This is a genomic window from Nocardia sp. TBRC8007 (genome assembly GCF_056629435.1).
Window position 1 is genome coordinate 340,314 of the sequence record NZ_JBWSOR010000002.1, and the last position, 25,088, is coordinate 365,401.

Sequence of the window (25,088 nt, forward strand, 5' to 3'; positions counted from 1 at the left end):
CACGGAGGTTTGTCCGATGAGCACTGCGATCAGCAATATCACCCCACTGAGCGGCGAGACCGCCCTGCCTACCGACGGCATCATCCCACCGATCGGTGTGGTGAACACGGAGTTCGCTCGTCGTGTCGCTGGTCTGCGTATGGAGGAAGAAGAGTTCGGATGCGGTACCGATCAGTGGATGCCGCGTACCGGCGTGCGGTCGTTGGCATTGGTATCCGAGCATCGATCCGCAGCTGATCGACGACCGCGCGATGTGCGGCCCGGTAGTGGATTCGTTGCGTATGGCAGTAATGCGAGGGTTTCTGTTCCCCGGCGCGCCTGTGTTGTGGATCCGATGCGCCGTATCGAGCACGCGCAGATCGGTTTCGCTGCGCTTGCTGTCGCTGCGCTGCTCACCGCCGTGGTAGTAGTGGGACTGATCGCGGTGGCGCATGTGCGGGCAGGTGACTGGGGTGGTGCGCCCGGTGGATCTGCCCCCGCGGTGGTGGATGGTGCGGGCGGATCAGGGGCTGTGCGTGTGGGCTGACCGGGGAGTCGAACATCGGGATTCGGCAGAAATAACATAACGCCGCAACGGAACCCGTTGGTTCGGTGCTGACGAAGTGGCCCGCTCGCCATTGCGTGAACGATGTCGAGGGTCCTCGGCGTATGGCCTTCTTCAGCATCAGTGGCACTGTTACCGGTCCTCTTGGTGGGAACTGGCCACGCAGCGGCGGATCACTGGATGAGCGTGCCTGTCGGACGGTGATCGGGGTGAGTGAGATGATTCGGGTACTCGGACGGGTATCCTCGAAGTGTTATGCGGGTATTCCGCGTGTCCTACACGGAATACCCGGTGCCAGGGTATAGACCTCGATACACGTGCTCGCCGGGCCGATCACCGCGATCGGTGGGAGGCTCGGCCGCGAGACACGCGCATCGACGAAGGATTTCTCGGATGCATTGCCCGTACTGCCGACACCCGGACTCCCGGGTCGTGGATTCGCGTGAGGCCGACGAAGGTGCGGCCATCCGCCGTCGTCGCGCGTGCCCACAGTGTGGGCGGCGGTTCACCACGGTGGAAACCTCCATCCTGTCCGTGGTCAAACGGAGCGGGGTCACCGAGCCGTTCAGCCGCGAGAAAGTTATTCGTGGTGTGCGGCGATCCTGTCAAGGCAGGGAAGTCGATGACGATGCCTTGAACCTGCTCGCGCAGCAGGTGGAAGACACAGTGCGGGCAAAAGGGGCTCCGGAAGTGCCCAGTCACGAGGTGGGCCTGGCCATCCTCGGGCCGTTGCGCGACCTGGACGAGGTGGCTTACCTGCGGTTCGCTTCGGTCTATCGGTCGTTCACCTCCGCCGAGGACTTCGAACGAGAGATCCAGCAGATGCGCCGAGCGCGTGCCGAGGCACTGTCAGCCGCTGACTGACTCAGCGCCGGACTGACGCGATCGCCTTCTCGATCCGCTTGGCGGACACCGGGAAGGAGGTGCCGAGTTTCTGCGCGAACAGGCTGATGCGCAGTTCCTCGATCATCCACCAGATATCGGTGATCGCGGGGGTATGCCTGCGGTGCTCCGGCAGCGAATCGACCAGACGATCGTAGGAAGCCAGTACCCGATCGAGTTCAGCCATTCCTTGTCGATCGCGCACCGTCGAGCCGGGCAATGCGTGCAGACGCAGCAGCGCCGCTTGCAGATAGCGGGGTAGCTCGCGCAGCCTAGTCGCGCCCCATTCGGAGACGAAGCCACGGAATACCAGATTATCGAGTTGATCACGCACGTCATCGGCGATGTCGCGCTCGCGGATCTGCGGGAGTGCGACCGAAACCTGGTGGGCGACGGCGAGTACCGGCACCACCGAGCGAAGCACGCGCGCAGTGGTGGAGGAGAAGTCGGGACGAATCCGGGCGACGAGCCTGTCGAACTCTACCGGGTCGTGCACCGGACCGCCTGCGGCGGCGAGGAGTTGGTCAGCGGCGGCCGCGCGGCAATCCACGAGCAGCTCCTCCAGCGAGTCGTAGGGATTCTGGCTCAGCGCAAGCCGATCCGCAGGTGACAGACCCGAGGTGAGGGCGCGGAGCGACACCGGCAGGGCGTGCAGTAGTAGTGCCTTTGTGCCGGAGCGCATCGCGGTGGCCTGTTCGGCGGGGGTGCTGAGCACCCGGACCGCCACTCCTTCGCGCTCGGCGACCAGAGCGGGATATCCGGTAACGGTCTGCCCGGCCACTTCTCGGCGCACTGTCGGCGCGATAGTGCCGAGCGATTCGGAACTCCATACAGTGGCAGGTGGGCGTTCTACTCCGGCGGCAGCCTGGGCGACCGCCGCGGACACGTGCTCGGCCAGCTTGTTTTTGAGCGCAGTGAGGCTCTTGCCGCGAGCCAACGTGGCACCGTCGTTGTCGATGACCGCGAAGGTTATCCGCAGGTGATCGGATAGTGCGGAGGGATCGAAGTCGGTCGGTGCGATCGGGACCGAACCCAGGCGGGACAGCTCGCGCGCCAGTCCGGTACGCAGCGGCTCTGCGCGCGGGGTCAACACGGCCAGTGCGGCAGCCGCGAAGTCGGGTGCGGGAACGACGCTGCGGCGCAGCGTCTTCGGCAACGACTTGATCAGCGCGGAGATCAGCTCAGCACGCATACCCGGCACCAGCCAGTCGAAGCCGACGGCACGGATGTGGGCGAGCTGTTCCACCGGGATCCGCACCGTGACTCCGTCATCGTCATTGCCTGGTTCGAACTGATAGGTGAGCGGGAAACTGAGCTCGCCTTGTCGCCATGAACCGGGAAAGTCCGACGGGTCGAGTGCGGCAGCGCCCTCATTGATCACAGTGGTTGTCGAGAAATCCAGCAGCGCGGGATCAGTGCGTCGTGCGGTGCGCCACCAGCTGTCGAAATGTCGTACCGAGATGATACCGGCGGGCAGACGTTTGTCGTAGAACTCGTACAGTGCCTCGTCGTCGACCAGAATGTCCCTGCGACGCGCCCGGTGCTCCAGATCAGCGACATCGTCGAGCAGTGCGCGATTGCGATGGAAGAATTGGTGTCGGGTTTGCCATTCGCCCTGTACCAGGGCGTGTCTGATGAACAGTTCGCGCGACAGTTCGGGATCGATCCGGCTGTAGTCCACCGGTCTGCCGGTGACCAGCGGTATGCCATACAGCGTGACGCGTTCGTAGGCGCGCGCCGTGCCGCGCCGGGCCGACCAGTGTGGTTCGGCGTAGGTTCGTTTGACCAGGTCACCTGCCAGTCGCTCGGCCCATTCGGGCTCGATCTTCGCGGTGATCCGGCCCCATAGGCGCGAGGTCTCGACCAGTTCGGCGGCCATGACCCAGCGCGGCGGTTTTTTCGCCAGCGACGAACCAGGGAAGATCATGAACTTGGCGTTGCGGGCGCCGAGGAACTCCCTGGACTCCGCCTCCCTGACTCCGATATGCGACAGCATGCCTGCCAGCAGTGCCTGATGGATCGCGGTAGCGTCCCAGGCGGTACCGTCGTCCGTTACCGCGTCGGTGCCGGACCGGTCGCTTTTCCCACCGTGCTGTCTGTTGTCCCGGCTGCGCGCAGGCTTGCCCTGGTGCGTTCTTCCTACTGCTCCGCGCTCCGGTCGCGAGGCGTCGGCCGGGCACTGCGCGGTGCCCTCGGCTCGTTGCCGCGTCCGCACCGACCAGCCGAGTCCTTTGGTGATCGTGCGCAGTTGCCCGTGCAGGTCCTGCCACTCTCGGATTCTCAGGTAGTGCAGGAACTCTTCGCGGCATAAGCGCCGAAACTGATTGGACGACAACGACGCGCGTTGCCCACCGAGATAATCCCACAGGCGCAAGTAGGTCAGGAAGTCCGAGCCTTCGATGGTGAATCGGGCGTGCGAGGTATCGGCGGCCTGCTGCTGCTCAGCGGGTCGTTCCCGGACATCTTGGATCGACAGTGCCGCGACGATGATCAGCATGTCGGCCAGGCAGCCGTTGCGCTGTGCTTCTACCAGCATCCGAGCCATCCTCGGATCGACCGGCAGCTGGGCCATTTCCCGCCCGAGCGGCGTCAATGTCAGAGCGGCTTCGTCGCGCGTCAGGGCGCCGAGTTCTTCGAGCAGGGCGATGCCGTCGCGAATAGCGCGCCGCTCTGGCGGCTCCACAAAGGGGAATTTCTCGATGTCGCCGAGTCCGAGCGCGGTCATCTGCAGAATGACCGCAGCAAGGTTGGTGCGCAGGATCTCGGGTTCGGTGAAGGCGGGCCGGGATTCGAAGTCTTCCTCAGAGTACAACCGGATGCAGATACCATCGGCGACCCGGCCGCAGCGGCCGGACCGTTGCCGTGCCGAGGCCTGGGACACCGGCTCGATCGGTAACCGCTGCACTTTGGTCCGCATCGAATATCGCGAGATTCGTGCGGTTCCCGGGTCGACGACGTACCGGATGCCCGGCACGGTCAGCGAGGTCTCCGCCACATTGGTCGCCAGTACTACCCGCCGTCCGGTGTGTGGAGCGAATACCCGATGCTGCTCGGCTGCGGACAGTCGGGCGTACAGCGGCAGGATTTCGGTGTGCGGCAGCCGCAGATCGCGTAGCGCGTCGGCGGTATCACGGATCTCGCGTTCGCCGGACAGGAACACCAGCACGTCGCCCTCGCCCGCGGCGAACAATTCGGTCACTGCGTCGCAGATCGCGTCCACCGGGTCGCGGTCGACGATCCGGGTGTCTACTTCGCCTGGGTCTTCTGAGTCGGTCCTGTCGTTCTTCCTTGATGGAAGCTCCAGCGTGAGTGGCCGATAACGGATCTCCACCGGGTAGGAGCGGCCGGAGACTTCGACGATCGGTGCCGGAGTCCCCTTCTCATCCGCGAAATGTCTGGCGAACCGCTCCGGATCGATGGTCGCCGAGGTGATGATCACCTTGAGGTCGGGTCGGCGGGGGAGCAGTTGCCCGAGGTAGCCGAGCAGGAAATCGATGGTGAGGCTGCGCTCATGTGCCTCGTCGATGATGATCGTGTCGTAGCGGCGCAGCAGCCGATCGCGCTGGATCTCGGCGAGTAGGATGCCATCGGTCATCAGCTTGATCAGCGTGCGTTCGGAGGCGTGGTCGGTGAATCGCACCGTGTAACCGACCACATCGCCGAGTTCCGTGCCCAGTTCTTCTGCGATGCGTTCGGCTACAGTGCGCGCGGCAAGCCTGCGCGGCTGGGTATGCCCGATGGTGCCTCGGATGCCCCGACCGAGTTCGAGGCAGATCTTCGGAATCTGAGTAGTCTTGCCCGAACCGGTCTCGCCCGCGACGATCACCACTTGGTGTTCGGCGATGGCCGCAGCGATATCCGCGCGGCGGTCGGTGACCGGCAACTGCTCTGGGTAGCGAATCTGTGGTGATGCGGCGCGGCGCGTCTCGACCCGGCGCTCGGCCGCCGCGATCTCGGCCTCGAGCTCATCCAGGTCACCCCCGCGCGCCCGGTCCAGCCGCCGCCGAAGCCGGTGTTCGTCGCGAAGGGAGAGATTCGCCAGGCGGGCTCGGAGCGTGCGGAAATCGGTGGTGGCTGGCGTGGTCATCGCATCGATCAGAGTACCGAAACCCGCCATCGAATATTCCGACAGGAGGTCTAGGGCATGGGCCGAACCCGGACTATTCGGTAAATGGCCCGGTTTCCGGTAAAGATGTGGGCATGAACGCGCTATGGCATGGCTTTGCCGATATGGGTGCCGTCGAGCAGGACGGTGCGTTCGCGGTCGCCCGCGGTGACGGCGCCTATATTTTTGATCAGACGGGTAAGCGGTATCTGGACGCGACCGCGGGTCTGTGGTTCGCCAACGTAGGGCACGGGCGCGGTGAGATCGCCGACGCGGTCGCAGCTCAGCTGAGTACGATCGCGCACTACTCCAATTTCGGTGATCTCGCCGCGCCGGTCACTCAGGAACTGGCCGAGCGACTCGCCGAGCTGGCCCCGGTGCCCAACAGCAAGATCTTCTTCACCTCCGGCGGCTCCGATGCCGTCGATACTGCGGCAAAACTGGCTCGGCGTTACTGGCACGAACTCGGACAGCCGGACAAGACGATCGTGGTCGGCCGCCGGATGGCCTACCACGGCATGCATGTCGCGGGCACGGCACTGGCGGGCATAGCGGGCAACCGCGAGGGCTATGGGGAACTGATGCCCGCGGCCCGGACCGTCGAGTGGGACGAGGCGAAAGCCTTGCTCACCCTGATCGAGGAAGTCGGAGCCGAGCACATCGCCGCGTTTTTCTGCGAACCGGTCATCGGCGCAGGCGGCATCTACCTGCCGCCGCGGGGCTATCTCACCGAGGTACGCCGTATCTGCCGTGACCATGACATCCTGTTCGTCGCCGATGAAGTGGTCACCGGTTTCGGTCGGATCGGCGGAGCGTGGTTCGCTTCCTCCCGCTTCGCGCTCGAACCCGACATCATGACCACCGCGAAGGGACTGACCTCCGGTTATCTCCCGATGGGTGCGGTATTCATCGCCCCGCGTGTGGCGGAGCCCTTCTTCGCGGGCGGGGTGTGGTGGCGGCACGGCTATACCTACGGCGGCCACGCCGGCGCTGCCGCTGCAGCCATGGCCAACCTCGACATCATCGAGCGCGAGGGTTTGCTCGACGCCGCTTCGCGCCTGGAAACCAGCCTGCACGAGCAGCTTGCGGTGCTTGCCGAGCATCCCCGTGTCGCAGAGGTGCGCAGCGGGCTCGGGGCAGTAGCCGCGATCCAGCTGGCCGACCCCGCCGAGGGTTTGCCGCTGGTCAGAACACTGCGCGCGCACGGCATCTCCAGTCGCGCCGCGGGTCAGGGCGCCATGCAGATATCTCCGGCGTTCGTCATGACCGACGACCAGGTAGCCGAACTCGTCGACGGATTCCGCCGCGCACTGGGCTGACGGTGTAGTCAGCCGTGTCCTACTACTGCTCGCCTGTGGCCCTGTTACCGCTCGGTCGATAGTCCGTCGCTGCAGGACAAGGCGCGGGTCATGAACACGCTGTACGGGTCGGGCAGATACTCGCCGAATGGGGCGCAGTAATCGAAGCCGTGTGCGGTATAGAGCCGCCGGGCGGGCTCGAAGAAGTCGGGCGAGCCTGTTTCCAGACTGAGCCTGCGGTAGCCCCGGGCGGAGGCTTCGGCGATGAGATGGCGTAGCAGCAGGGAGGCGACACCACGGCGCCGGTGTGTCGCGGCGGTGCGCATGGACTTGATCTCGGCGTGTTCGTGGGTGTGGTGTCGGAGGGCAATGCAGCCTGCGAGGGTGTGTTGCCCGTCCCACCCGGTCCATACAGTGATGGCAGGGTCGCGCAGCGCTGAAAGCGGCCGGGCGTGCATGCTCTCCTGGGGCGAGTGCGCGGTCATATCGGCGAGGTGCTCGGTGAGCAGGGCGGCGATCGCAGGGCCGGTGAGATCGTCGACGACGATGCGCAGATCGTTGTTCGTCACGGAAGCAATGTGTTGTTCGATCCGGCGGGACATGTGTTCATCATGGCGAGTGATCCGGCTGACGGCCTACTCGCCTACCAGTGCGCGGCTCCGACGTGGGGTCGGTGGGCGAGTGATGCCCGAACCGTATTGTTCGATAGCGGCATAGGGCGGCGACCCACGAGCTGTTGTGCCACTGTAGTCCGAATCGGGGCGATGCAGTCGTCGGATTCGGTGTCAGTTGGATGCGGTATCGTAGGAAAGAGCGTTCCGGCCACCACGAGATGCGAGCATAGTGAGGTGACGGCGCCGGCAGTCGTCACGAGAGGCGGTGGGGCGTGACGCAATTCGTGCAAGAGTACGTCGCGCTGCGGTGGGCGGTACTAGCGGCGTTCCTGGTTGCTTCGGTAATCCTGGTGGCGCGGGTGGTGGCGCTCGTGCCACCACTGTCGGGTAGGCCGAACTATTCGGTCGAGGCAAGCGCGCCCTGGCCCCGATCGCATGCGGAGGAAGCTGGACACTCCGAATCCGACGCGGCGCATTTGGCGATGTGCTTGGTCATGCTCGCCATGCTGTTGTTTCCCTCCGGTGCAAGCCCACACGCGCTGCACGGCGTGCTGATCGCGATGGTCGTGGTCTTCTCCGGGCTGCTGGTAGCTCGTGTGGCAGAGCACGCCGTACAGGGCGACCCGCCGCCGATCGGTCGGCTGGCTCCGCTCGGGTATCACACCGTGGCCGCCGCCGCGATGCTCTACGCGATGTCCGGTCACGCTGCCGGACAGGCAGGCGGTCCCGCTGCCGGTCCCGCGCTCGGTCTCGCGGCGCTGTTTCTGCTCGATGCGCTGTTCGTCGTGGCCGCTGTCCGCTCCGCATCTACTTCTGGGCACACACGGGGGCTGCTCGGCTCGCTGATCCGTTGCGGTGGATGCGTCGCAGCTATAACCAGGCATGTCCGGACCTGGGACGTGCTTCCACATGTGGTGATGGATGTGGGCAGCGCCTATATGCTGGTTGCCGCGGTTTCTGGTTGACCGGAGACCAATCCGACCCGCAGTGTATACCGAACCCCTGTCTATGCAGGCACGGGATTCGGCCGCTGGCGATGAACACGGCTCTGCTCCAGCACATCGGTCCGGCGATCCGCCACAGAGGCGGGGAGAAGCAGATGACGCCGGGTCTGCGTGTCCGCTGCCTGTCGAGCACAGGCCGACGTCGGCCCGGCTCATGACCCGCAAACTGACGGCATTGCTCGCGGCGACCGGTGCGGGTGATCGTGGTGCTTTCACCGAGTTCTATCAGCTCACCAGCTCGCGGGTATTTGGGCTGACGGTGCGCATTTTGCGTAGCCACGCCGCCGCGGAAGAGGTGACTCAAGAGGTCTATCTCCAAGTATGGTCGATGGCCGATCGCTATGACGCTACCCTGGCAAGCCCGGTGGGGTGGATCATGATGCTTGCGCACCGGCGTGCGGTGGACCGGGTCCGCGCGGAGAGTTCGGCCATCAACCGGGACCTGGCCTACGCGCATGAGCAACTGTGCCGCGACCACGATGTGGTCGCCGAATCGGTAACACAGCACATCGAAGAGCAACAGGTGGTGCGGTGTCTGCGAACACTGACCCTTACCCAGCGCGAAGCGATCGCACTGGCGTACTACAGCGGGCGAACCTATCGTGAGGTCGCCGACCAGCTCTCGGTGCCGTTGCCCACGGTCAAGTCCCGTATTCGTGATGGGCTGAAGAGATTGGAGAAGTGTTTGTCCGAAGAAGGCACCGATGGCTGATACTTCGCCGCAGTCGGACGCGGACCTCGTCGATTTCGCTTATCCGTGCGCGCTGGACGCGGTCGCCGATATCGAGCGCAGACGAATAGATGCGCGCTTGGCGGGTGCGGACCCGGCCGTGCGGCAGGCGTTCTCCGATACCGTCTGGCAGGTGCGTGACATCATGGGACGACTGGCTGTACTCGACGCGTGCGCGCCGCCGCCAGGTCTGGAAGACCGTATCCTCGCGGCGTTGCCCGGCAACAGGGCCAGGAAGCGGGTGACACGGGCCTTAACGTGGCAGGGGCCGCTGTGGTGGGCGGTGCCGATCGTCGCGTTCGTGTGTCTGATGTTCGGTGCGTGGCGCATGACCGCCCATGTCACCGGCCCGCCGCCGGACCCGACGGCTGCGTACTAGGCGTACGTCCTATCGGCTGCTCGTGTCAGGAATGCGGATCTCTACCGCATGATCGGCGACGACATGCCCGCCCAGGTGCACCCAGCCGTCGGAATCCCACTGAGTGAACAACTGGGAGCCCTGGCCCTGGGTGATGATCAGGCTTTGCCGCAACAATGCGGTCAATGCTATGGCCGCGGCGCCAGTAGCCTCGTCTTCGGCGATACCCATGGTCGGCGCGAACATGCGTGAGCGCAGTGCACCGCGATGCTCGTCGATCCAGGTCCACAGATAGTGCGGGCCGTCGGAGAAGTCGTCCGCTCGTAGTGTCGCCAATTCCTCGGTGTCATCGAGTTGGTGGAAGGTGAACTCGGGTGCCCATGTACCGCGCGCGGTGATCCAGGTCAACCCGTCGGTCAGCTCCACCGCGACCGGTCCGGCGGGGACGGTCAGGGTCCGCGCCGGGATGCCTCGGGAAGCGAACCACCATGCCGTCCCTACCAAAGGGTGCCCGGCGAACGGGAGCTCCAGCACAGGGGTGAAGATACGTACGTCGGCGACGCCGTCGCCCGGTTCTTCGACCACCACCGTTTCGCTGTACCCGGCCTTCGTGGCCAACGCCTGACGATCGGCTTCGGCTACCTCGGCGGCCTTGGCGATACCGAGTTCGTTGCCGAATCGTCCGGCGGCATCAGTGAATACTCGCACCACATCAACCTGAGTGCCCATGTGCGCTGAGCCTACCTGGTGTTCTGGGATGAGTCGCTGTCCGAACCGACATGGAAACCCGCTGCGGCCTCGTTCGTGAACAGGGTGGCGGATTCACGTGGCCGTCGGGGCGGTATCAGATCGCTGCTGTGCTGAGTGTCTCGGTCGATTGCACCGCCTGACCGACTCCGGCCACGATGGCGGCAGCGCGCAGCGCTTCGAAAATCACCTCGCGGGAGATGCCCGCCTCACGCAACGTGTGCTCGTGCGCCTCCAAGCAGTGCGCGCAGCCATTGATCGACGAGACCGCGAACGACCAGAGCTCGAAGTCGGCCTTGTCGACGCCGGGGGAGCCGATGATCTGCATGCGCAGCCCGGCCCGTAGATCATCATAGCGGCCATCGAGAAACGCCTTGCCCCGGTAGAACACATTGTTCATGCCCATGATCGAGGCTGCGCCGAGCGCGGCATCGTAGGCTTGCGCCGACAACACGTCGGCGGCTTCTTCTGCGATCTCCCGCAGCGTGGTCGTCGACCGGGTCGCGGCCGCCGCCGCTAGCAGCGTGCCCCACAGTCGTTGCTCGTTCAGCACAGTGGTTCGCGTGATCGATGACAGGTTGAGCTTGAGGTCCTTGGCATACCCTGGAAGGGAGTTCTTCAAGTTCTCAATGCTCATGCGATGGTTCCTCTGTTCTCGGTGGTCTCTGTGGTGGGTCTCTGTGTGGCGCATCCGGGAAACCTGGATGCGCCACAATTCTCAGACGCTGGCGGCCAGGAGTTCACCGGCGTTGATGGTCGGGTCACCCTTCTTCCAGTTGCAGGCGCACAGCTCGTCGGACTGCAGCGCGTCCAGTACGCGCAGCACTTCCTCGACATTGCGGCCCACCGACCCCGCGGTGACCGATACGAACTGGATTTCGTTGTTCGGGTCGATGATGAAGGTGGCGCGGTCGGCGACGCCGTCTGCGTTCAGCACACCGGTGGCCGTGGCCAGTTCGCGTTTGAGATCGGAGAGCATGGGGAAAGGAAGCGTCTTGAGATCCTCGTGCTGAGCGCGCCACTGGAAGTGCACGAACTCGTTGTCGACTGATACGCCGAGTACTTGTGCGTCTCGGTCGGCGAACTCGTCGTCGAGTCTGCCGAACGCGGCGATCTCCGTGGGGCACACGAAGGTGAAGTCCTTCGGCCAGAAGAAGACGATCCGCCACTTGCCTGCATGGTCGTCGCTGGTGATCTGGGTGAAGTAGTCATCTGGCTGCTGAGCGTCGACCTTGGACAGGTCACCGCCGATGACTGCGGTGAGGTTGTACGCCGGGAATTGGTCGCCGATGGTCAGCAGGGCCATGCTCGTCTCCTCGTCATGTCGGGTTGGCAGTGTGTGCGAAAGCTCTGAAGCCATCTTGCCGAAAGGGCGGCAAAAGGCAAAGGTGATCAATTGAACTAAACTTATAGGCGTGACTGATCAGATTTATCAGCCAACCCTGTCACAGCTGCGTGCGTTCGTGGCCATCGCGGAATATCGCCACTTCGGTACTGCCGCAGCTCGGCTCACTGTGAGCCAGCCCACGCTATCGCAGGCGCTTGCGGCGCTCGAAAACGGACTTGGGCTCCAGCTGATCGAACGGAGCACCAGACGAGTGCTGGTGACTGCTGCTGGGATGCGCTTGCTCCCCAACGCGACGGCCGCGCTGGAGGCCGCCGACCGTTTCGTCGCCTCGGCGACCGGTGATGGACTCGGCGGCCCGCTGCGGATGGGTATCATTCCGACGATAGCCCCCTACATCCTGCCCGGGCTGCTGCCAGAGCTGTGTGAACGATTGCCCGCGCTGCGTCCGCAGATCATCGAGGACCAGACCGCGCGGCTGTTGGACGGCCTACGCACCGGCGTGCTGGATGTCGCGATATTGGCTGTCCCCAACAACATGCCCGGCCTGGTCGAGATCCCGCTCTATTCCGAAGAATTCGTCCTGGTCACCCCGTGCGGCCACGAGTTGGCCGGGCGCACCGGCCTCGCGGTATCGATACTGGACGCGCAGCCGTTGCTGCTGCTGGATGAGGGGCACTGCTTACGTGACCAGACTCTCGAGGTGTGCCGCTCGGCCGACGTACACCCCGCCGCTATCGGCGACACCAGAGCTGCTTCTATGACGACCGCCGTGCAGTGCGTCGTGGGCGGGCTCGGCGTCACCCTGATACCGGAGATGGCTGTCGCGGCGGAGACTGCCCGTGGGAGGCTGGCTGTCGCGCGCTTCGCCGAGCCCGCCCCTGGTCGCACTATAGGCTTGGCCTTCCGCGCATCCAGTGCCCACACCGAGGATTATGAATACTTGGCCACCCTCGTCCGCACCCAGCGACCGAGGTAGGCGCGGACGGGTCGGTCTGAGCGGCGGACGGGCGATCGGCTCGGTCCGGCAGGTGCGGTCGACCGTGTTCGCTAGATGCTGAAAGCGATATCTGGGATCTGTTTCGCCTGGTCTACTGCCTCTACGATCAGGTCGGCGGTCGAAACCAGTTGGTCTGGTGTGTGTTCCGAGGTCAGGAAGAACCGCAGCCGTTCTCGGCCCGAGGGGACTGTCGGGCTGAGAATGAAGTTGCCGTAGACGCCGCGACGCAACAGCGAGGAAGAGGCGAAGGCGATACGGAGTTCGCCCGGCACGATGACCGGGCAGATCGGGGTGCCCTCGGAGATACCGACATCCAGGCCGCGTTCGGTGAGCAGGGTATGGAACTGTGCGGCATTGGCCCATAACCGGGACAGTCGTTGCGGCTCGTCCTCCAACACGTCCAGTGCCGCTTGTACGGCGCCCAGGGTGGCGGGGGCCGGGCCGCCGGTGTAGAGGAAGGCCGGCGCGCCGAATCGGATCGTATCGATGAGCTCGGCGTCGCCTGCGATATATCCACCGCAGCTGGCCAGTGCTTTCGATAGTGATCCCATCCAGATGTCCACCGCGTCGCCGGGCATGTCGTAGTGTTCACGGATTCCGTGGCCGTGCTCGCCGAAGATGCCGATCGAGTGGGCTTCGTCAACCATGACCGCGCAGTCGTATTCGCGGGCGATAGCGGCTACTTCGGAAACCCGGCCGACGGTGCCGTCCATGCTGTAGTGCCCTTCCACTATCACCAGAGCACGGTCGAAGGTATTGCGCGAAGTCCGCAGCACCGTGCGCAGTGAGTCGGGATCGTTGTGCCGGAAGGTGAGTCGCCGCGCGCCGGACCATTGCACGCCGGAGATCACGCTGGCGTGGATCAGTTCGTCGCAGATCGCGACATCGCCCGGCGTGAGCAGGTATCCGATGACACCGGCGTTGGTCAGGTAGCCGCTGGGTGCCATCATCGCGGCGCCGACACCATAGAGGCCGGCCAATCGTTGCTCCAGATCCAGTTGAAGCTGGATCTGGCCGCCGACAGGGCGGCTGGCCGCGGCGGAGGCACCGTACTGATCGATCGCTTGTTTGGCGCCCTCGCACACCCGAGGGTGGTTGTGCAGAGCCAGGTAATCATAGGTATTGAAATTCACCAGGTCGGTGTCGGCGAGCCTCGGGTCCGTGACCCGAGTCAACGTGTCGTTCATTCCGGTTCGAGTCAGGAACAACGTGGACGGCAGCTCGTCGCTTTCCTGCGTCGCGGCGTGTAGCACCCGCCTCTGCGTGGCCGTCGCCATCTCTGGGTGATCGACGAACTGTTTGCCCGGTCCTCTGCGCGGGCGTACCGGGGGCCGCGCGGGTTTGGATGCCGTGGGCTTCGGGGCTTTCGCGGCCGACGTGGTCTTCGTGGTTGTGTCGGTGCTGTTGCTCGTCAACAGTCGACGCGCCAGATCCTGTGCGGACTCGGTCATGCTGGTGTCTCCAATGCCTTTGGGGTTTCGGACGATGCGATCGGCAGACCTGTCGAGCCGGTGCCTCGGACGATCGCCTCAGCAGCCGCAGCGCCGGCTTGTTCCAGGCTGAACGAACGCCCGAGCTTGAGCGTCATCAAGTCGACGTCCAGGGTTTGGGTCGCCAACGAGCCGAATTCGACAGCCATGAGCGAGTCCAGTCCCAGTTCTGGGACAGGCACGGTCAGGTCGATGGATTCGGCGGGCACATCCATCACTGTCGCCAGGTTCTCGGCGAGTATGTACGCGACGACATCTTTGCGTTGGGCTTCGTCGAGGGCGGTGAGCTCGGCGCGCAGTCGGACAGCGGCCGAATCATGCTGCACCGCAGCCGCGACCATATCCTCGAGTCGGCCCGTTGCAGCTACCTGTGGTCCACCGGCGACCGCGACACGGGACCAGGTGATCGGGAAGAGATTGACTCGGGTAGCGCCGAGTCGCAGTGTTTCTTCCAGATACTGTGGTCCGTCTTCGATGTCGAAGGGGTCGAATCCGGCGTTGATCAGGTAGCGGGTGAGATTCTCGTCGCCGGTCAGCATGCCCGCGCCGGCCATATGGCCCCAGCCGACCGCCAGCACGGGGGCACCCTGTCGGGCGAGTGCATCGGCGTAGGCGTTGATCGCGATGTTGGCCGCGGTGTAGGAGTATTGGCCGATACCAGCGAAGAGAGAGCTACCGGAGGAGAACAGGACGAAATGGTCCAGTTGGGCCCCGGCCGCGACGATACCGTTCCACAACGCGCGCGCACCGGAGAGTTTGGGTTGGAACACCTTGGCCAGGCTGGCGCGGTCCATTACGCCGATGCGTTTGTCGTCCAGTACGCCCGCAGTGTGGATGACGCCTTTCAATGGGTGCTCAGGGGAGTGTGCTCGCGCGACCACCGCGGCGATCGTCTCTAGGTCGGTCACGTCGGCCAGTTCGGTGACCACATCGATGCCCTGATGCTCCCAGATGGCGAGTTGTTTGCGGGCCTCGTCGGTAGTGGCGCCGCTACGCCCGAGCAGGGTCAGGTGGCGGGCGCCTTTGCGGACCAGCCAGCGGCCGAGGGCCAAGCCGAATCCGCCGAACCCGCCGGTGATCAGATACCGCGAGCCGGGATCGATGACCACGTCGGGAATCTGTGGGCGCACCAGCGGCGGTGTCTCCTCCATCAACTGTAGGACGACACGGTTGAGCCGGGTGGAGCGTGCGACCTCTTCGAAAGCGCGTGTGACATCGGCGGTGCCGTACATCTCGAAGGGCAGTGGGCAATAGGTGCCGTCATTGAACCGGCCGCACACCCTGCCGATGCCTTCGATGATCTGTCTCGGCCGCTGCTTCATCGTCCGGTCGAGGTCGACCGAGAAATATGCCATGTTCTTGTCGAACAGTCGCATTTCCAACGCGCCACCGAAGTAGATTTCGGCCTTGCCGAGCTCGACGATGCGTCCGAACTCGGCGACCACGTTGAAGTTCTGGACCAGGATTTCTCCGGGTGCTGTGCTGATCACTATGTCGGCTCCCCGGCCTTCGGTGAATGCCAGAACCTCGTCGACGAAATCCAAGGATCGTGAGTGCACGGCACGGTCGGCGCCCTGTTCGAGCACGTAGGCGCGGCGCGCGTCGGTGCTTGCGGTACCGATCACTCGTGCGCCGTGCAGTTTCGCGATCCGCACCGCCGCTGAGCCGACCCCGCCTGCCGCGCCGTGCACCAACACCGTCTCACCGGGCTGCAGCCGGGCCAGTTCCAGCAGCGAATGCTCTGCCACGAGGAACGAGACGAAACTGCCGACCCAGCCGACATCTGCGTCGTCCCCGACGCGTAACGTCCTGTCCGTGCTGAGCGTGTTGTAGCGACGGACCATGCCCTTGCGGAATGTCGTGACTTTGTTGCCGACCTCGAATTCAGTGACGCCAGGGCCGACGCGGACGACAATGCCCGCAGCCTCCGTACCGGGTTCGAGGCCGTAGTAGGTGTCGCCGAGTTCGCGCTCGCCGAGCACGCCGATAGCCTTCATCGCGTCTTTGTATTCGAGGCCGACCGCGCCCATTTCCACCTCGACTTCGCCGGGACCGGGCTCGGGCCGGTCGCATTGTCGCCAGCCGATTTGGGAGAAGGTCTTGGCTCGGGGCAGCTCCAACCGGAAGTTGGCTTCCGGGTCGGTCAGTGGCGTAGGTTCATCGAATTTGTCGAGACGGTCTTGCAGTGTCCGTTTCACCACCGTGACCCACCGCGTCCCGTCACGCAGGAACACCTCGTCGGAGTGATCGTAGGTGAAGGCACCGGGAATCGTCAGCTCGGCGGCGAGATCGGTGTCGGTGACCACGCCGTCGAGGTCGATCAGCCGCCAACGCAACCATGTCTGCTCGGTGAGCAGCGCTCGTTGGGCGCCGACCAGCGCGGCATGACTCGCATTGGGTAGGGCTTCATCCCTTGGAGGGGAGAAGGCGTTCTTGGTGACCAACGAGGTGTAGTAGTTGTCGTCGCCAAGGAGTCCCCGCTGGATCTTGTGTTCCTTCTCCCACATGTCGAGGAATTCCTCTGCGGTCACCGCGATCCGGCGCAGCGTCCACAGAGTGTCCAGGTCGTCGTAGCCGGTGCCGGCTACCACTACCACGTGCAGGCGGTCGACGCCGTCGCGGGTGTAGACCGACCGGAGGCGCCGGGCCAGTTCGGCTTCCAGGTCCTCGCGACTCGGATCACCGACGACGAATAGCTCCGCGCCGGCCGAACTGGGCTTGGTGATACGCAGGATCTGCTCGGCGGTCGGGTTCGCCGTGGTGTCCAGCATCACGACCAGGGTGTACAAATTCTCGGTTGTCGGCAGGGCTTCGGGATCAATGGGATCGCGTGCCTCCCAGACTTCCTCGTAGAAGAAGTCGATCATGCGTTGTATCGGGGCTGGGCGCGGCGAGATGGACCCGAACTTCAACCCGATGATTCGCATGCAGACGTTGTGATCGGCGTCGAGTAGGTCGATGTCGGTGATCGGCTCGCTGGACGACGTACTGGATGACGTGAGTCGCGCCACCACCACGACCTCCTCCGGCAGCGGCGCCAGCAGGCGCACCCCGCGCACCTCCACCGGGACCAAGGCCCCTTCATCCTTGCTGCGGGTGCCTACGAGCAGCATGGAGGTGGTCTGTACAGCGGCATCGACGATCGCCGGGTGCGCCGCGTATCGGCCCTCGGAGGCGATGGAGCCGTCCAGGGTACTCACCACCGTCGTGTCCGAGACCCGGAGCGAGGTGACGCGCTGGAACATCGGCCCGTACTCGAGCCCGTGCGAGGCTAGGGTGGCATAGAACTCGGTCGGGTCGACCGCGGCTGTTTGTTCTGCGTGGGGGATATCGGCCTTGATCTCGTTGAAAGCACCTTCGACCAACCGGCCGGTGGCATTGATTGTCCAGTTCGTGTCGCCCACACCGCGGGAGCGGATGGTGAAGCGGCGGGTCACTTCTTCCAGATCCAATCGCATGATCGGCGTTTCACCGTCGCTGACGACCAGCGGGGCCACCCAGCGCACGTCCTCCACACTGGCCTGGTTGGACTCGCCGCGCTGCAAGGCGGCGCTCAAGGCCATATCCAGATAGCCCGTCCCCGGCATCACCCGGGTGCCGCCGATCACGTGATCGTCCAGCCACGGCAACGCCTGAGTGCTCAACTGCAACTGCCAACTGGTGCTGTCGTCCGGATCAGGGTCGCCCAACAGATCGTATGTGTCCGGGGTGCCGAACCGATGGGTCAGGTCGATCGGGTATTCGTTGCGGAGGTGGGTGTTCTGCCATGGATAGACCGGCAGGTCGATATGCGGGGTCGGGGACGGCAGATCAGCGAACAACGCCTCGATATCCAACACCCCCGCGGCATACAAACCAGCGAAGACCTGCCGGATACTGTCGGCGTCGTCCTGTTTGCGGTGCAGCGTCGCGATGGTAGTGCCGGTCTCCCCGGCCCCACGCAGGATCTCACGAATATTAGCGCCCAACACCGGATGCGGACCGATCTCCACGAACACCCGACTCCCCGCACCGACGAGCTCACCCACCGCATCAGCGAACCGCACACTCTGACGCACATTCGCACACCAATACTCACCATCCCACTGCCCCTCGGTCACCCGAGTACCGGTGACAGTGGAATACAACGGCACCCGCGGCGCCGCAGGCCGGATATCGGCCAACACCTCACGGAACTCCGCGAGGATCGGATCCATCAGATGACTGTGATACGGCACCTCCACCTGCAACCGCCTGGCGAAAACCCCGTCCTCGGTAAGAGACTCAGCGATCTCGTCCAAACGCGCCACCTCCCCGGCCAAAGTCACCGCCGAAGGACTGTTGACCGCCGCGATATCCACCCGACCATCACCAGCGACCAGATCCTGCGCCTCCGCCAACGGCAACCCGACCGCCAACATCCCCCCCGACCCCGCGGTAGCAGCCTGCAACCGCGCCCGGTGATACCCCACCAACAACGCCTCCCGCAACGACAACACCCCCGACACATACGCCGCGGCCACCTCACCCACACTGTGCCCCACCACCACCGCAGGCCGAATACCCAACTCCCGCAACACCGCACACAACCCCACCTGCACCACAAAATTCCCCGCCTGCGCCACCACCGTACTCGTCACCCGCGACCGCTTCTCCGAGCGCAACAGCTCCTTGACGATCGACCAGCCTGCGATGGTCTGGAATTCCGCATCGATCCGAGCCGCCTCTTCGGCGAAAACACCGCCGGCCTTTAGCAGTCCGCGGCCCATCGCCCACCACTGCGGCCCCATCCCGGTGAACACGAACACCGGCTCGGGAACCTTACTCGTTACCGTCCGCTTCACCGACCGAGCGCCCTCGCCGAATTCGGCCAGGCCCTGCACCAGCCCGGTATCGTCGGCGAAGGGAATCCCGGCTCGGAACGGATGATGGCTACGCCGCGTCCACGCCGCCTCGGCCAACCAACCCACATCCGCGCCCGCCGCGACCCGCTCGATGAAGCCGCGCGCCAGGTCTCGCACCGCCTGCTCGCTACGCGCCGAAAGCGGCAACACCCCATAGTGTTTCGGCTCCCGCTGGTTCGGTTTCCGGTGTTTCGTTTTCCTGCCCGCGCCGTTTCCGCTGGTGGGGGTGGGCGGGTGGTATTCCTGCAGGATGGCGTGCGCGTTCGTGCCACCGTAACCGAAACCGTTGACCGCGATAGTGACCCGATCGACCTCCGGACCGACCTCCTCGGTCTCCAACTGCAACCGGACATTCAACTCCTCGAACGGAATATCCGGATTCGGAGTATCCAACCACCCCTGCGGCGGAATGACCCGCTTCGACACCGCCAACGCCGACTTGATCACACTCGCGATCCCCGACGCCGCCTCGGTATGCCCCAACTGCGCCTTCACCGACCCCACCCCCAACGGCACACTACGCCCCTCCACCGCACCATACGTACGACCGATCGCCCGCAACTCCAACGGATCCCCCACCGGAGTCCCCGTCCCATGCGCCTCCACATACGTCACCTCACCCGGCGCGATCCCCGCCTGCCGAGCGACATCCCTGGCCAACGCCTCCTGCATATCCGCATTCGGCACCGTGATCGCGGTCGTACGCCCATCCTGATTCGACCCCGTCGCCTTGATCACCGCATAGATCCGATCCCCATCCCGCTGCGCGGCCGACAACTTCTTCAACACCACCATCCCCACACCCTCACCACGCCCATACCCATCAGCAGCCGCATCGAACGACTTACTCCGCCCATCCGCAGCCAGAAACCCCCCCTTACACATCGAAATGAACGGTTCCGGCCGCGCCAGCACGCTCACCCCACCGGCCACGGCCATCTCACAATCCCCGCTGTCGATACCCTGACACGCCAGATGCAACGCGACCAACGACGACGAACACGCGGTATCCACCGTCACGGCCGGCCCGAGCAGATTGAGCGCGTACGCCAGCCGATTGGACAGCATCGTGTACGACGCACTACTCGCCGAGTGCATATCGATAAATGGCAGTGCCTGCGGTGTGGACAGCACAGCCAGCTGATCCAGAGTGAACGCCCCGACATACACCCCCAGGGAGGCCCCCGTGATCCGGCCTGCGATCCCGGCGTCGTCGAACGCCTCCCACGCCACTTCGAGTACCTGCCGCTGTGAGGGGTCCATCGACGCTGCCTCGCGCGGTGAGATACCGAAGAAGTCCGGGTCGAATGCCCACGGATCGCTGGACATGAACGCCGCCCGTTTAGTATACGCCCGAGCGGGTGTGCGTTTGTCGGGGTCGTAGAAGCGTCGCCAGTCCCAGCGCTCGGGTGGGACCTCCCGCACCCCGTCGCGTTTGTTGACCACGAGATCCCAGAACGTTTCCGGGGATTGGACGCCGCCGGCATATCGGCAGCCGATACCGACAATCGCAATATCAGACACAGTTGACTCCCGGGCAGAATCGAATATCGCGTCCGTGTAGCCCAGTCTTCATTGGCAGAGCAGACGCAGGGCATCAAAACAGCTGGCGCCAGGAAGGTTTGTCTATTTCCTGGCGCCAAGTATTCCTGGCATCAAGGGCGAATGTACCACTGGTCATGGGCACCATGGGATATCGAAATAATTACTACGAAAATGCGCTGTGATACTACTATTACCTCTGGATCTGTTATCATGCTGTCATATTCATATGTATATACGTAAAATCCCCCGTTCGGTCGCCCCTGCTCGGTACGCTGCGGTGTACGAGGTGGTCGGGTCCTGTTGAGGTGGCGATAAAGGGGAATCGTATTACGTCGAACTGTCGCGCTTGAAGCTGTTGTGCTGAAGTAGACTTACTCAACTCGCTGGTGCGCCGGTTGATTCGCCAGATTTCATATACGAGATCGGCGGGTAGCTGAAGTTCGCAAGCCGGTCATCGTATGTCAAGTTGATCGGCGAATCGACTGCCGAGGTCTCGGTATCAGTGCGATGGCACCGCCCACTGTGAGGGTTTCGATGTTATGGCACTCGGTGCTTCCGCGACTGGCGCAAAAATATTCGGTGCGTCGGCAGCTTACGTATTGTGCCTTGTGCGGACCCGGCCATAATGGGGTTCTGTTGTCATGTGGGGCTGCCGATTGGTGTGGTTGTCGAATTGGTGTCTTCGGTGATTGTTTCGGTTGTGGTGGTGTCGGTTGGTGTGGTTGTCGAATTGGTGTCTTCGGTGATTGTTTCGGTTGTGGTGGTGTCGGTTGGTGTGGTTGTCGAACTGGTGCCTTTGACGATTGCCTCGGCTATGGTGTCACCGGCCTGCTCTAGGCTGAACGACCTCCCGAGCTTCAGCGTCATCAGATCGATATCCAGGGATTGGTTGACCACCGAGCCGAATTCGACCGCCATGAGCGAGTCCAACCCCAGTTCCGGCACCGGCACAGTAAGGTCGATCGACTCGGCCGGCACCCCCATTACCTTCGCCAGCTGCTCGGCGAGCATATGCGCTACCACATCCTTGCGCTTGGCTTCGTCAAGCGCGACGAGCTCGGCCCGTAACCGGGCAGCGGCCGAATCGTGCTGTGCGGCGGCCGCGATCATGCCCTCTAGTCGACCGGTCACGGCCGCCTGTATTCCTTTGTTGAGCGAGACTCGCTTCCAGTCGATCGGGAATATGATCGCTCTGGGGATGCCGAGTCGCAATGCCTGCTCCAGATACAGTGCTCCCTCGTCCATGTCCATGGGATCGAATCCGATGGTGGTCAGATAGCGAGCGAGATTCTCGTCGGTTGCGGTCATACCCCCGCCGGTCATGTGGCCCCAGCCAACCGCCAATACGGGGGCACCTTGGCGGGCCAGCGCCTCCGCATACGCTTCGATCGCGAGATTGGCAGAGACGTAGGAGTATTGACCGATAGCGCCGAAGAGGTCGGAGCCGGAGGAGAACAGGACGAACTGGTCCAGCCGAACCCCGGCCGCCACGGCACCGTTCCACAGCGCGCGCGCCCCGGCGAGCTTGGGCTGGAACACTTTGGCCAGGCCGGCGGGCTCCATATCACCGATGCGCTTGTCGTCCAGCATGCCCGCAGTGTGGAAGATGCCCCGCAATGGATGTTCGGAGGTGTCGGCACGGGCGATCACCGCGGCGATCGCGTCGGCATCGGATACGTCGACCATTTCGGTGACCACCTCGATGCCATTGTGTTTCCATTCGGCGAGCTGGTTGTGGGCGGCACCGGTAGTGGCGCCCTGGCGACCGAGCAGAGTCAGCTGGCGGGCGCCCTTGTTCACCAGCCAGCGGCCGATCGCCAGGCCGAATCCTCCGAAGCCACCAGTGATCAGGTACTGCGCGTCGGAATCGATGACGACCTCCGGGATCGGTGGCCGTACCAACGGCGCTTCATCGGCCAGGTTCAGCACCACTCGCCCGATCCGGGTGGAACGTGCCACGTCTTCGAAAGCCTGCCCGACCTCGGCGGTGTCATACATTTTGTAGGGCAGTGGCCGATAGGAGCCATCGCCGAATCGGCGGTTCACCGTCATAACAAGATGAATGAACCGTTCTGGCCGCTTCTCCAGCATCCGGTCGAGGTCGACCGAGAAATATGTCAGGTTCTTGGTGAAGCGGCGCAGCTCGAGTACACCGCCGAAATAGGTGTCGGCCTTGCCGAGCTCGACGATGCGCCCGAATTCCGCGACCGCGTCGAAATTGTGGATCAGGATTTCTCCGGGTGCCGTGCTGATCACCACGTCCGCGCCCCTGCCGTCGGTGTGGGCGCGAACTTTGTCGACGAAGTTCAATGATCGAGAGTTCACCGCATAGTCGGCACCCTGTTCGAGCACGTAGGCACGGCGTTCTTCGGTGCTCGCGGTACCGATCACGCGAGCACCGTGTGCTTTCGCGACCTGTACTGCTGCCGAGCCGACCCCACCGGCGGCACCGTGCACCAGCACTGTCTCACCCGGCTCCAACCGGGCCATCTCCAGCAGTGCGTACACTGCGGAGAGGAACGCGGTGGAACTGCTGATCCATCCGGGTTCGAAGCTATTGTCGAAGAGGTACACTCTGTCCGCGCTGAGGGTGTTATAGCGGCGGATCATGCCTTTGTAGAGCACGGAGACCTTGTTTCCGACCTCGACTTCGGTGACGCCCGCGCCGACGCGGACGACCACCCCGGCGCCTTCCATCCCTGGCGCGACGCCATAGTAGGTGTCGGCGAGTTCGCGCTCGCCGAGCACGCCCATGACTTTCATCGCGTCCTTGTAGGTGAGACCGACCGCGGTCATCTTCACCTCGACCTCACCAGGGCCGGGCGCACGCCTGTCGCATTGCCGCCACCCCAGCTGGGAAAAACCTATGGACTTGGTTTTGGGCAGCTCCAGGCGGAAGTTGACTTCCGGGTCGTTCAGTGGCGCCGGCTGGTCGAGAGCATCGAGACGTTCCTGTAGCGTGCGTTGCACCACGGTGCTCCACCGGTTCCCGTCGCGCAGGAAAACCTCGTCGACAGCGTAGCCGTGGGCGAACGAGCCGGGAATCGTCAACTCCGCGGCGAGAGTGTCGTCGGTGACCTGGTCGTCGAGATCGATCAGCCGCCACCGCAACCGAGTCTGTTCATTGAGCAGCACCCGATGAGCACCGGCCAATGCGGCCTGACTCGGGTCCGGTGCGGTATCGCACTCTGGGTGAGTGAGGGCATGCTCGGTGATCAGCGAGGCGTAGCAGTTTTCGTCACCGTGGCTGAGCATGGCGTCGAGATTTTCTTGCTCGATCCCGCGTTCTTCTTGCCAAGTTTCGACGAACTTCTCAGTGGTTACCGCGATGCGGCGTAGGGTCCACAGGCTGTCCAGGTCGTCATAGCCGGTGCCCGCGACTACCACCACATGCAACCGTTCGACACCTTCGCGGGCTCGGGCGGCCTGTAGCTGTTCGGTCAGTTCGGTTTCCAGGTCTTCGCGGCCAGGGTCGCCCACGACGAACAATTCGGTGCCTGCCGAATCGGGTGCGGTGATGCGCAGGATCTGTTCGGCGGCCGGGTTCGGCGCGGTGTCCAACATCACGATCAGGCTGTACAGATTCCCGGTGGAGGGCAGGGTGGCGGGATCGACGGGATCACGCGTTTCCCAGACTTCTTCGTAGAAGAAGTCCGTCATTCGCTGCAGCGGTGCTGGGCGCGGCGAAATCGGCCCGAACCTCACCCCCACAACCTGCGCACACGTATTGTGGTCCGCATCCAACAGGTCGATGTCCGCGACTAGCGCACCGGACTCGGCCTTCTGTTCATCGGTAGGGCGCAGCCGCGCTACCACGGTGATCTCCTCCGGCAGCGGTGCGGCCAACCGCACCTGTTGCACCTCCACCGGGACCATGGCGCCACTGTCGGGGCGAGCCGAGCCGGCCAGCAGGATGGCTGCGCTCTGGAAAGCGGCGTCGACGATCGCGGGGTGTGCGGCATAGCGGGCCTCGTGGGCGATGGTGCCGTCCACGGTGGCTACCGCCGTGGTATCCGAGACCCACAACGAGGTGACGCGTTGGAACTCCGGCCCATAGTCGAGCCCGCTCGCGGCCAGTATGGTGTAGAAACCGGACGTATCGACCTCGGTCATCGCGTCAGTGGGCGGGACATCGATCTGGATTTGCTCATAAGTGCCTTCGACCAGCCGTCCGGTGGCGTGGATCGTCCACACCGAGCCGGACGTGCCACGCGAACGGATAGTGAAGCGGCGGGTAGATTCCTCCAGATCCAGACGCATGACCGGCAACTCGCTGTCGTTGATGAGCAACGGTGCCACGAACCGCACATCCTCCACCCCGACCCCCGTGGGCTCCGTACGCGCCAACGCGGCACTGAGGGCCGCGTCCAGATAGCCCGTACCCGGCAGCAGCCTGGTGCCACCGACCACGTGATCGACCAGCCACGGCAACGCCTGCGTACTCAACTTCAGCTGCCAGCTGGTGGTGTCACCAGGATGCTGGTCACCCAGCATGGCGTACCCGTCGGGGGTGCCGAACCGACGGAGCTGGTCGAGCGGCGGT

15 protein-coding genes are annotated in these 25,088 nt (G+C 64.0%); 7 read left to right on the top strand and 8 right to left on the bottom strand.

Going from position 1 to position 25,088, the window contains the following annotated elements; all coding sequences use genetic code 11:
* The first annotated feature begins 16 nt into the window (after nucleotides 1-16).
* Nucleotides 17-526, top strand: a complete 510-nt coding sequence (locus tag ACX4ZE_RS04185) for a hypothetical protein (RefSeq protein ID WP_480271919.1) — start codon at nucleotides 17-19, stop codon at nucleotides 524-526.
* Nucleotides 527-937: 411 nt separating this feature from the next.
* Nucleotides 938-1,408, top strand: a complete 471-nt coding sequence (nrdR, locus tag ACX4ZE_RS04190; RefSeq protein WP_480271920.1) for a transcriptional regulator NrdR — start codon at nucleotides 938-940, stop codon at nucleotides 1,406-1,408.
* Between the two features lies 1 nt (nucleotide 1,409).
* On the opposite strand, the gene hrpA is transcribed toward nrdR, so the two are convergent.
* Nucleotides 1,410-5,513, bottom strand: a complete 4,104-nt coding sequence (gene hrpA / locus ACX4ZE_RS04195) for an ATP-dependent RNA helicase HrpA (RefSeq protein ID WP_480271921.1) — start codon at nucleotides 5,511-5,513, stop codon at nucleotides 1,410-1,412.
* Nucleotides 5,514-5,626: 113 nt separating this feature from the next.
* Here hrpA and ACX4ZE_RS04200 point away from each other — a divergent pair, with 113 nt between their 5' ends.
* Nucleotides 5,627-6,850 carry an aminotransferase family protein gene (locus ACX4ZE_RS04200; RefSeq protein ID WP_480271922.1) on the top strand — a complete coding sequence of 408 codons (1,224 nt, stop codon included), beginning with the start codon at nucleotides 5,627-5,629 and terminating at the stop codon, nucleotides 6,848-6,850.
* Nucleotides 6,851-6,894: 44 nt separating this feature from the next.
* On the opposite strand, the gene ACX4ZE_RS04205 is transcribed toward ACX4ZE_RS04200, so the two are convergent.
* Complete coding sequence (locus ACX4ZE_RS04205; RefSeq protein WP_480271923.1) at nucleotides 6,895-7,398, bottom strand: GNAT family N-acetyltransferase; 504 nt, start codon at nucleotides 7,396-7,398, stop codon at nucleotides 6,895-6,897.
* 317 nt (nucleotides 7,399-7,715) lie between these two features.
* Here ACX4ZE_RS04205 and ACX4ZE_RS04210 point away from each other — a divergent pair, with 317 nt between their 5' ends.
* The 3 genes from ACX4ZE_RS04210 (at nucleotide 7,716) to ACX4ZE_RS04220 (ending at nucleotide 9,556) form a co-directional block, all read left to right on the top strand.
* Entirely contained in the window at nucleotides 7,716-8,408 is a 693-nt protein-coding gene (locus tag ACX4ZE_RS04210; RefSeq protein ID WP_480271924.1) for a DUF5134 domain-containing protein, read from the top strand.
* Between the two features lie 193 nt (nucleotides 8,409-8,601).
* Entirely contained in the window at nucleotides 8,602-9,159 is a 558-nt protein-coding gene (gene sigK, locus ACX4ZE_RS04215; protein ID WP_480271925.1) for an ECF RNA polymerase sigma factor SigK, read from the top strand.
* Entirely contained in the window at nucleotides 9,152-9,556 is a 405-nt protein-coding gene (locus ACX4ZE_RS04220) for an RskA family anti-sigma factor (protein WP_480271926.1), read from the top strand. Before sigK ends, ACX4ZE_RS04220 begins: the two co-directional genes overlap by 8 nt.
* A gap of 9 nt (nucleotides 9,557-9,565) precedes the next feature.
* On the opposite strand, the gene ACX4ZE_RS04225 is transcribed toward ACX4ZE_RS04220, so the two are convergent.
* The 3 genes from ACX4ZE_RS04225 to ACX4ZE_RS04235 form a co-directional block, all read right to left on the bottom strand.
* On the bottom strand, nucleotides 9,566-10,264 hold the full coding sequence (locus ACX4ZE_RS04225) for a PhzF family phenazine biosynthesis protein (protein WP_480271927.1): 699 nt from the start codon (nucleotides 10,262-10,264) through the stop codon (nucleotides 9,566-9,568).
* Nucleotides 10,265-10,379: 115 nt separating this feature from the next.
* Nucleotides 10,380-10,919 carry an alkylhydroperoxidase, AhpD family gene (gene ahpD, locus ACX4ZE_RS04230; protein ID WP_480271928.1) on the bottom strand — a complete coding sequence of 180 codons (540 nt, stop codon included), beginning with the start codon at nucleotides 10,917-10,919 and terminating at the stop codon, nucleotides 10,380-10,382.
* A gap of 81 nt (nucleotides 10,920-11,000) precedes the next feature.
* Nucleotides 11,001-11,588: a peroxiredoxin gene (locus ACX4ZE_RS04235; RefSeq protein WP_480271929.1), complete on the bottom strand. Its 588-nt coding sequence runs from the start codon at nucleotides 11,586-11,588 to the stop codon at nucleotides 11,001-11,003.
* Nucleotides 11,589-11,697: 109 nt separating this feature from the next.
* On the opposite strand from ACX4ZE_RS04235, the gene ACX4ZE_RS04240 reads away from it, so the two are divergent.
* Nucleotides 11,698-12,606, top strand: a complete 909-nt coding sequence (locus ACX4ZE_RS04240; protein ID WP_480271930.1) for a hydrogen peroxide-inducible genes activator — start codon at nucleotides 11,698-11,700, stop codon at nucleotides 12,604-12,606.
* Between the two features lie 71 nt (nucleotides 12,607-12,677).
* Here the strand turns inward: ACX4ZE_RS04240 and ACX4ZE_RS04245 are convergent, their stop codons facing one another.
* From ACX4ZE_RS04245 to ACX4ZE_RS04255, 3 genes are all read right to left on the bottom strand, one after another.
* Complete coding sequence (locus ACX4ZE_RS04245) at nucleotides 12,678-14,078, bottom strand: aminotransferase class I/II-fold pyridoxal phosphate-dependent enzyme (RefSeq protein WP_480271931.1); 1,401 nt, start codon at nucleotides 14,076-14,078, stop codon at nucleotides 12,678-12,680.
* Complete coding sequence (locus tag ACX4ZE_RS04250) at nucleotides 14,075-20,524, bottom strand: type I polyketide synthase (protein WP_480271932.1); 6,450 nt, start codon at nucleotides 20,522-20,524, stop codon at nucleotides 14,075-14,077. Before ACX4ZE_RS04250 ends, ACX4ZE_RS04245 begins: the two co-directional genes overlap by 4 nt.
* 660 nt (nucleotides 20,525-21,184) lie before the next feature.
* Nucleotides 21,185-25,088, bottom strand: a 3,904-nt coding sequence (locus tag ACX4ZE_RS04255; RefSeq protein WP_480271933.1) for an SDR family NAD(P)-dependent oxidoreductase, incomplete at its 5' end; no start/stop codon positions are given.

Coding starts and splice junctions, on each gene's coding strand:
- ahpD (WP_480271928.1), bottom strand. CDS start 10,919: ATGAGCATTGAGAACTTGAAGAACTCCCTTCCAGGGTATGCCAAGGAC.
- ACX4ZE_RS04220 (WP_480271926.1), top strand. CDS start 9,152: ATGGCTGATACTTCGCCGCAGTCGGACGCGGACCTCGTCGATTTCGCT.
- ACX4ZE_RS04235 (WP_480271929.1), bottom strand. CDS start 11,588: ATGGCCCTGCTGACCATCGGCGACCAATTCCCGGCGTACAACCTCACC.
- hrpA (WP_480271921.1), bottom strand. CDS start 5,513: ATGACCACGCCAGCCACCACCGATTTCCGCACGCTCCGAGCCCGCCTG.
- ACX4ZE_RS04245 (WP_480271931.1), bottom strand. CDS start 14,078: ATGACCGAGTCCGCACAGGATCTGGCGCGTCGACTGTTGACGAGCAAC.
- sigK (WP_480271925.1), top strand. CDS start 8,602: ATGACCCGCAAACTGACGGCATTGCTCGCGGCGACCGGTGCGGGTGAT.
- ACX4ZE_RS04200 (WP_480271922.1), top strand. CDS start 5,627: ATGAACGCGCTATGGCATGGCTTTGCCGATATGGGTGCCGTCGAGCAG.
- ACX4ZE_RS04225 (WP_480271927.1), bottom strand. CDS start 10,264: ATGGGCACTCAGGTTGATGTGGTGCGAGTATTCACTGATGCCGCCGGA.
- nrdR (WP_480271920.1), top strand. CDS start 938: ATGCATTGCCCGTACTGCCGACACCCGGACTCCCGGGTCGTGGATTCG.
- ACX4ZE_RS04185 (WP_480271919.1), top strand. CDS start 17: ATGAGCACTGCGATCAGCAATATCACCCCACTGAGCGGCGAGACCGCC.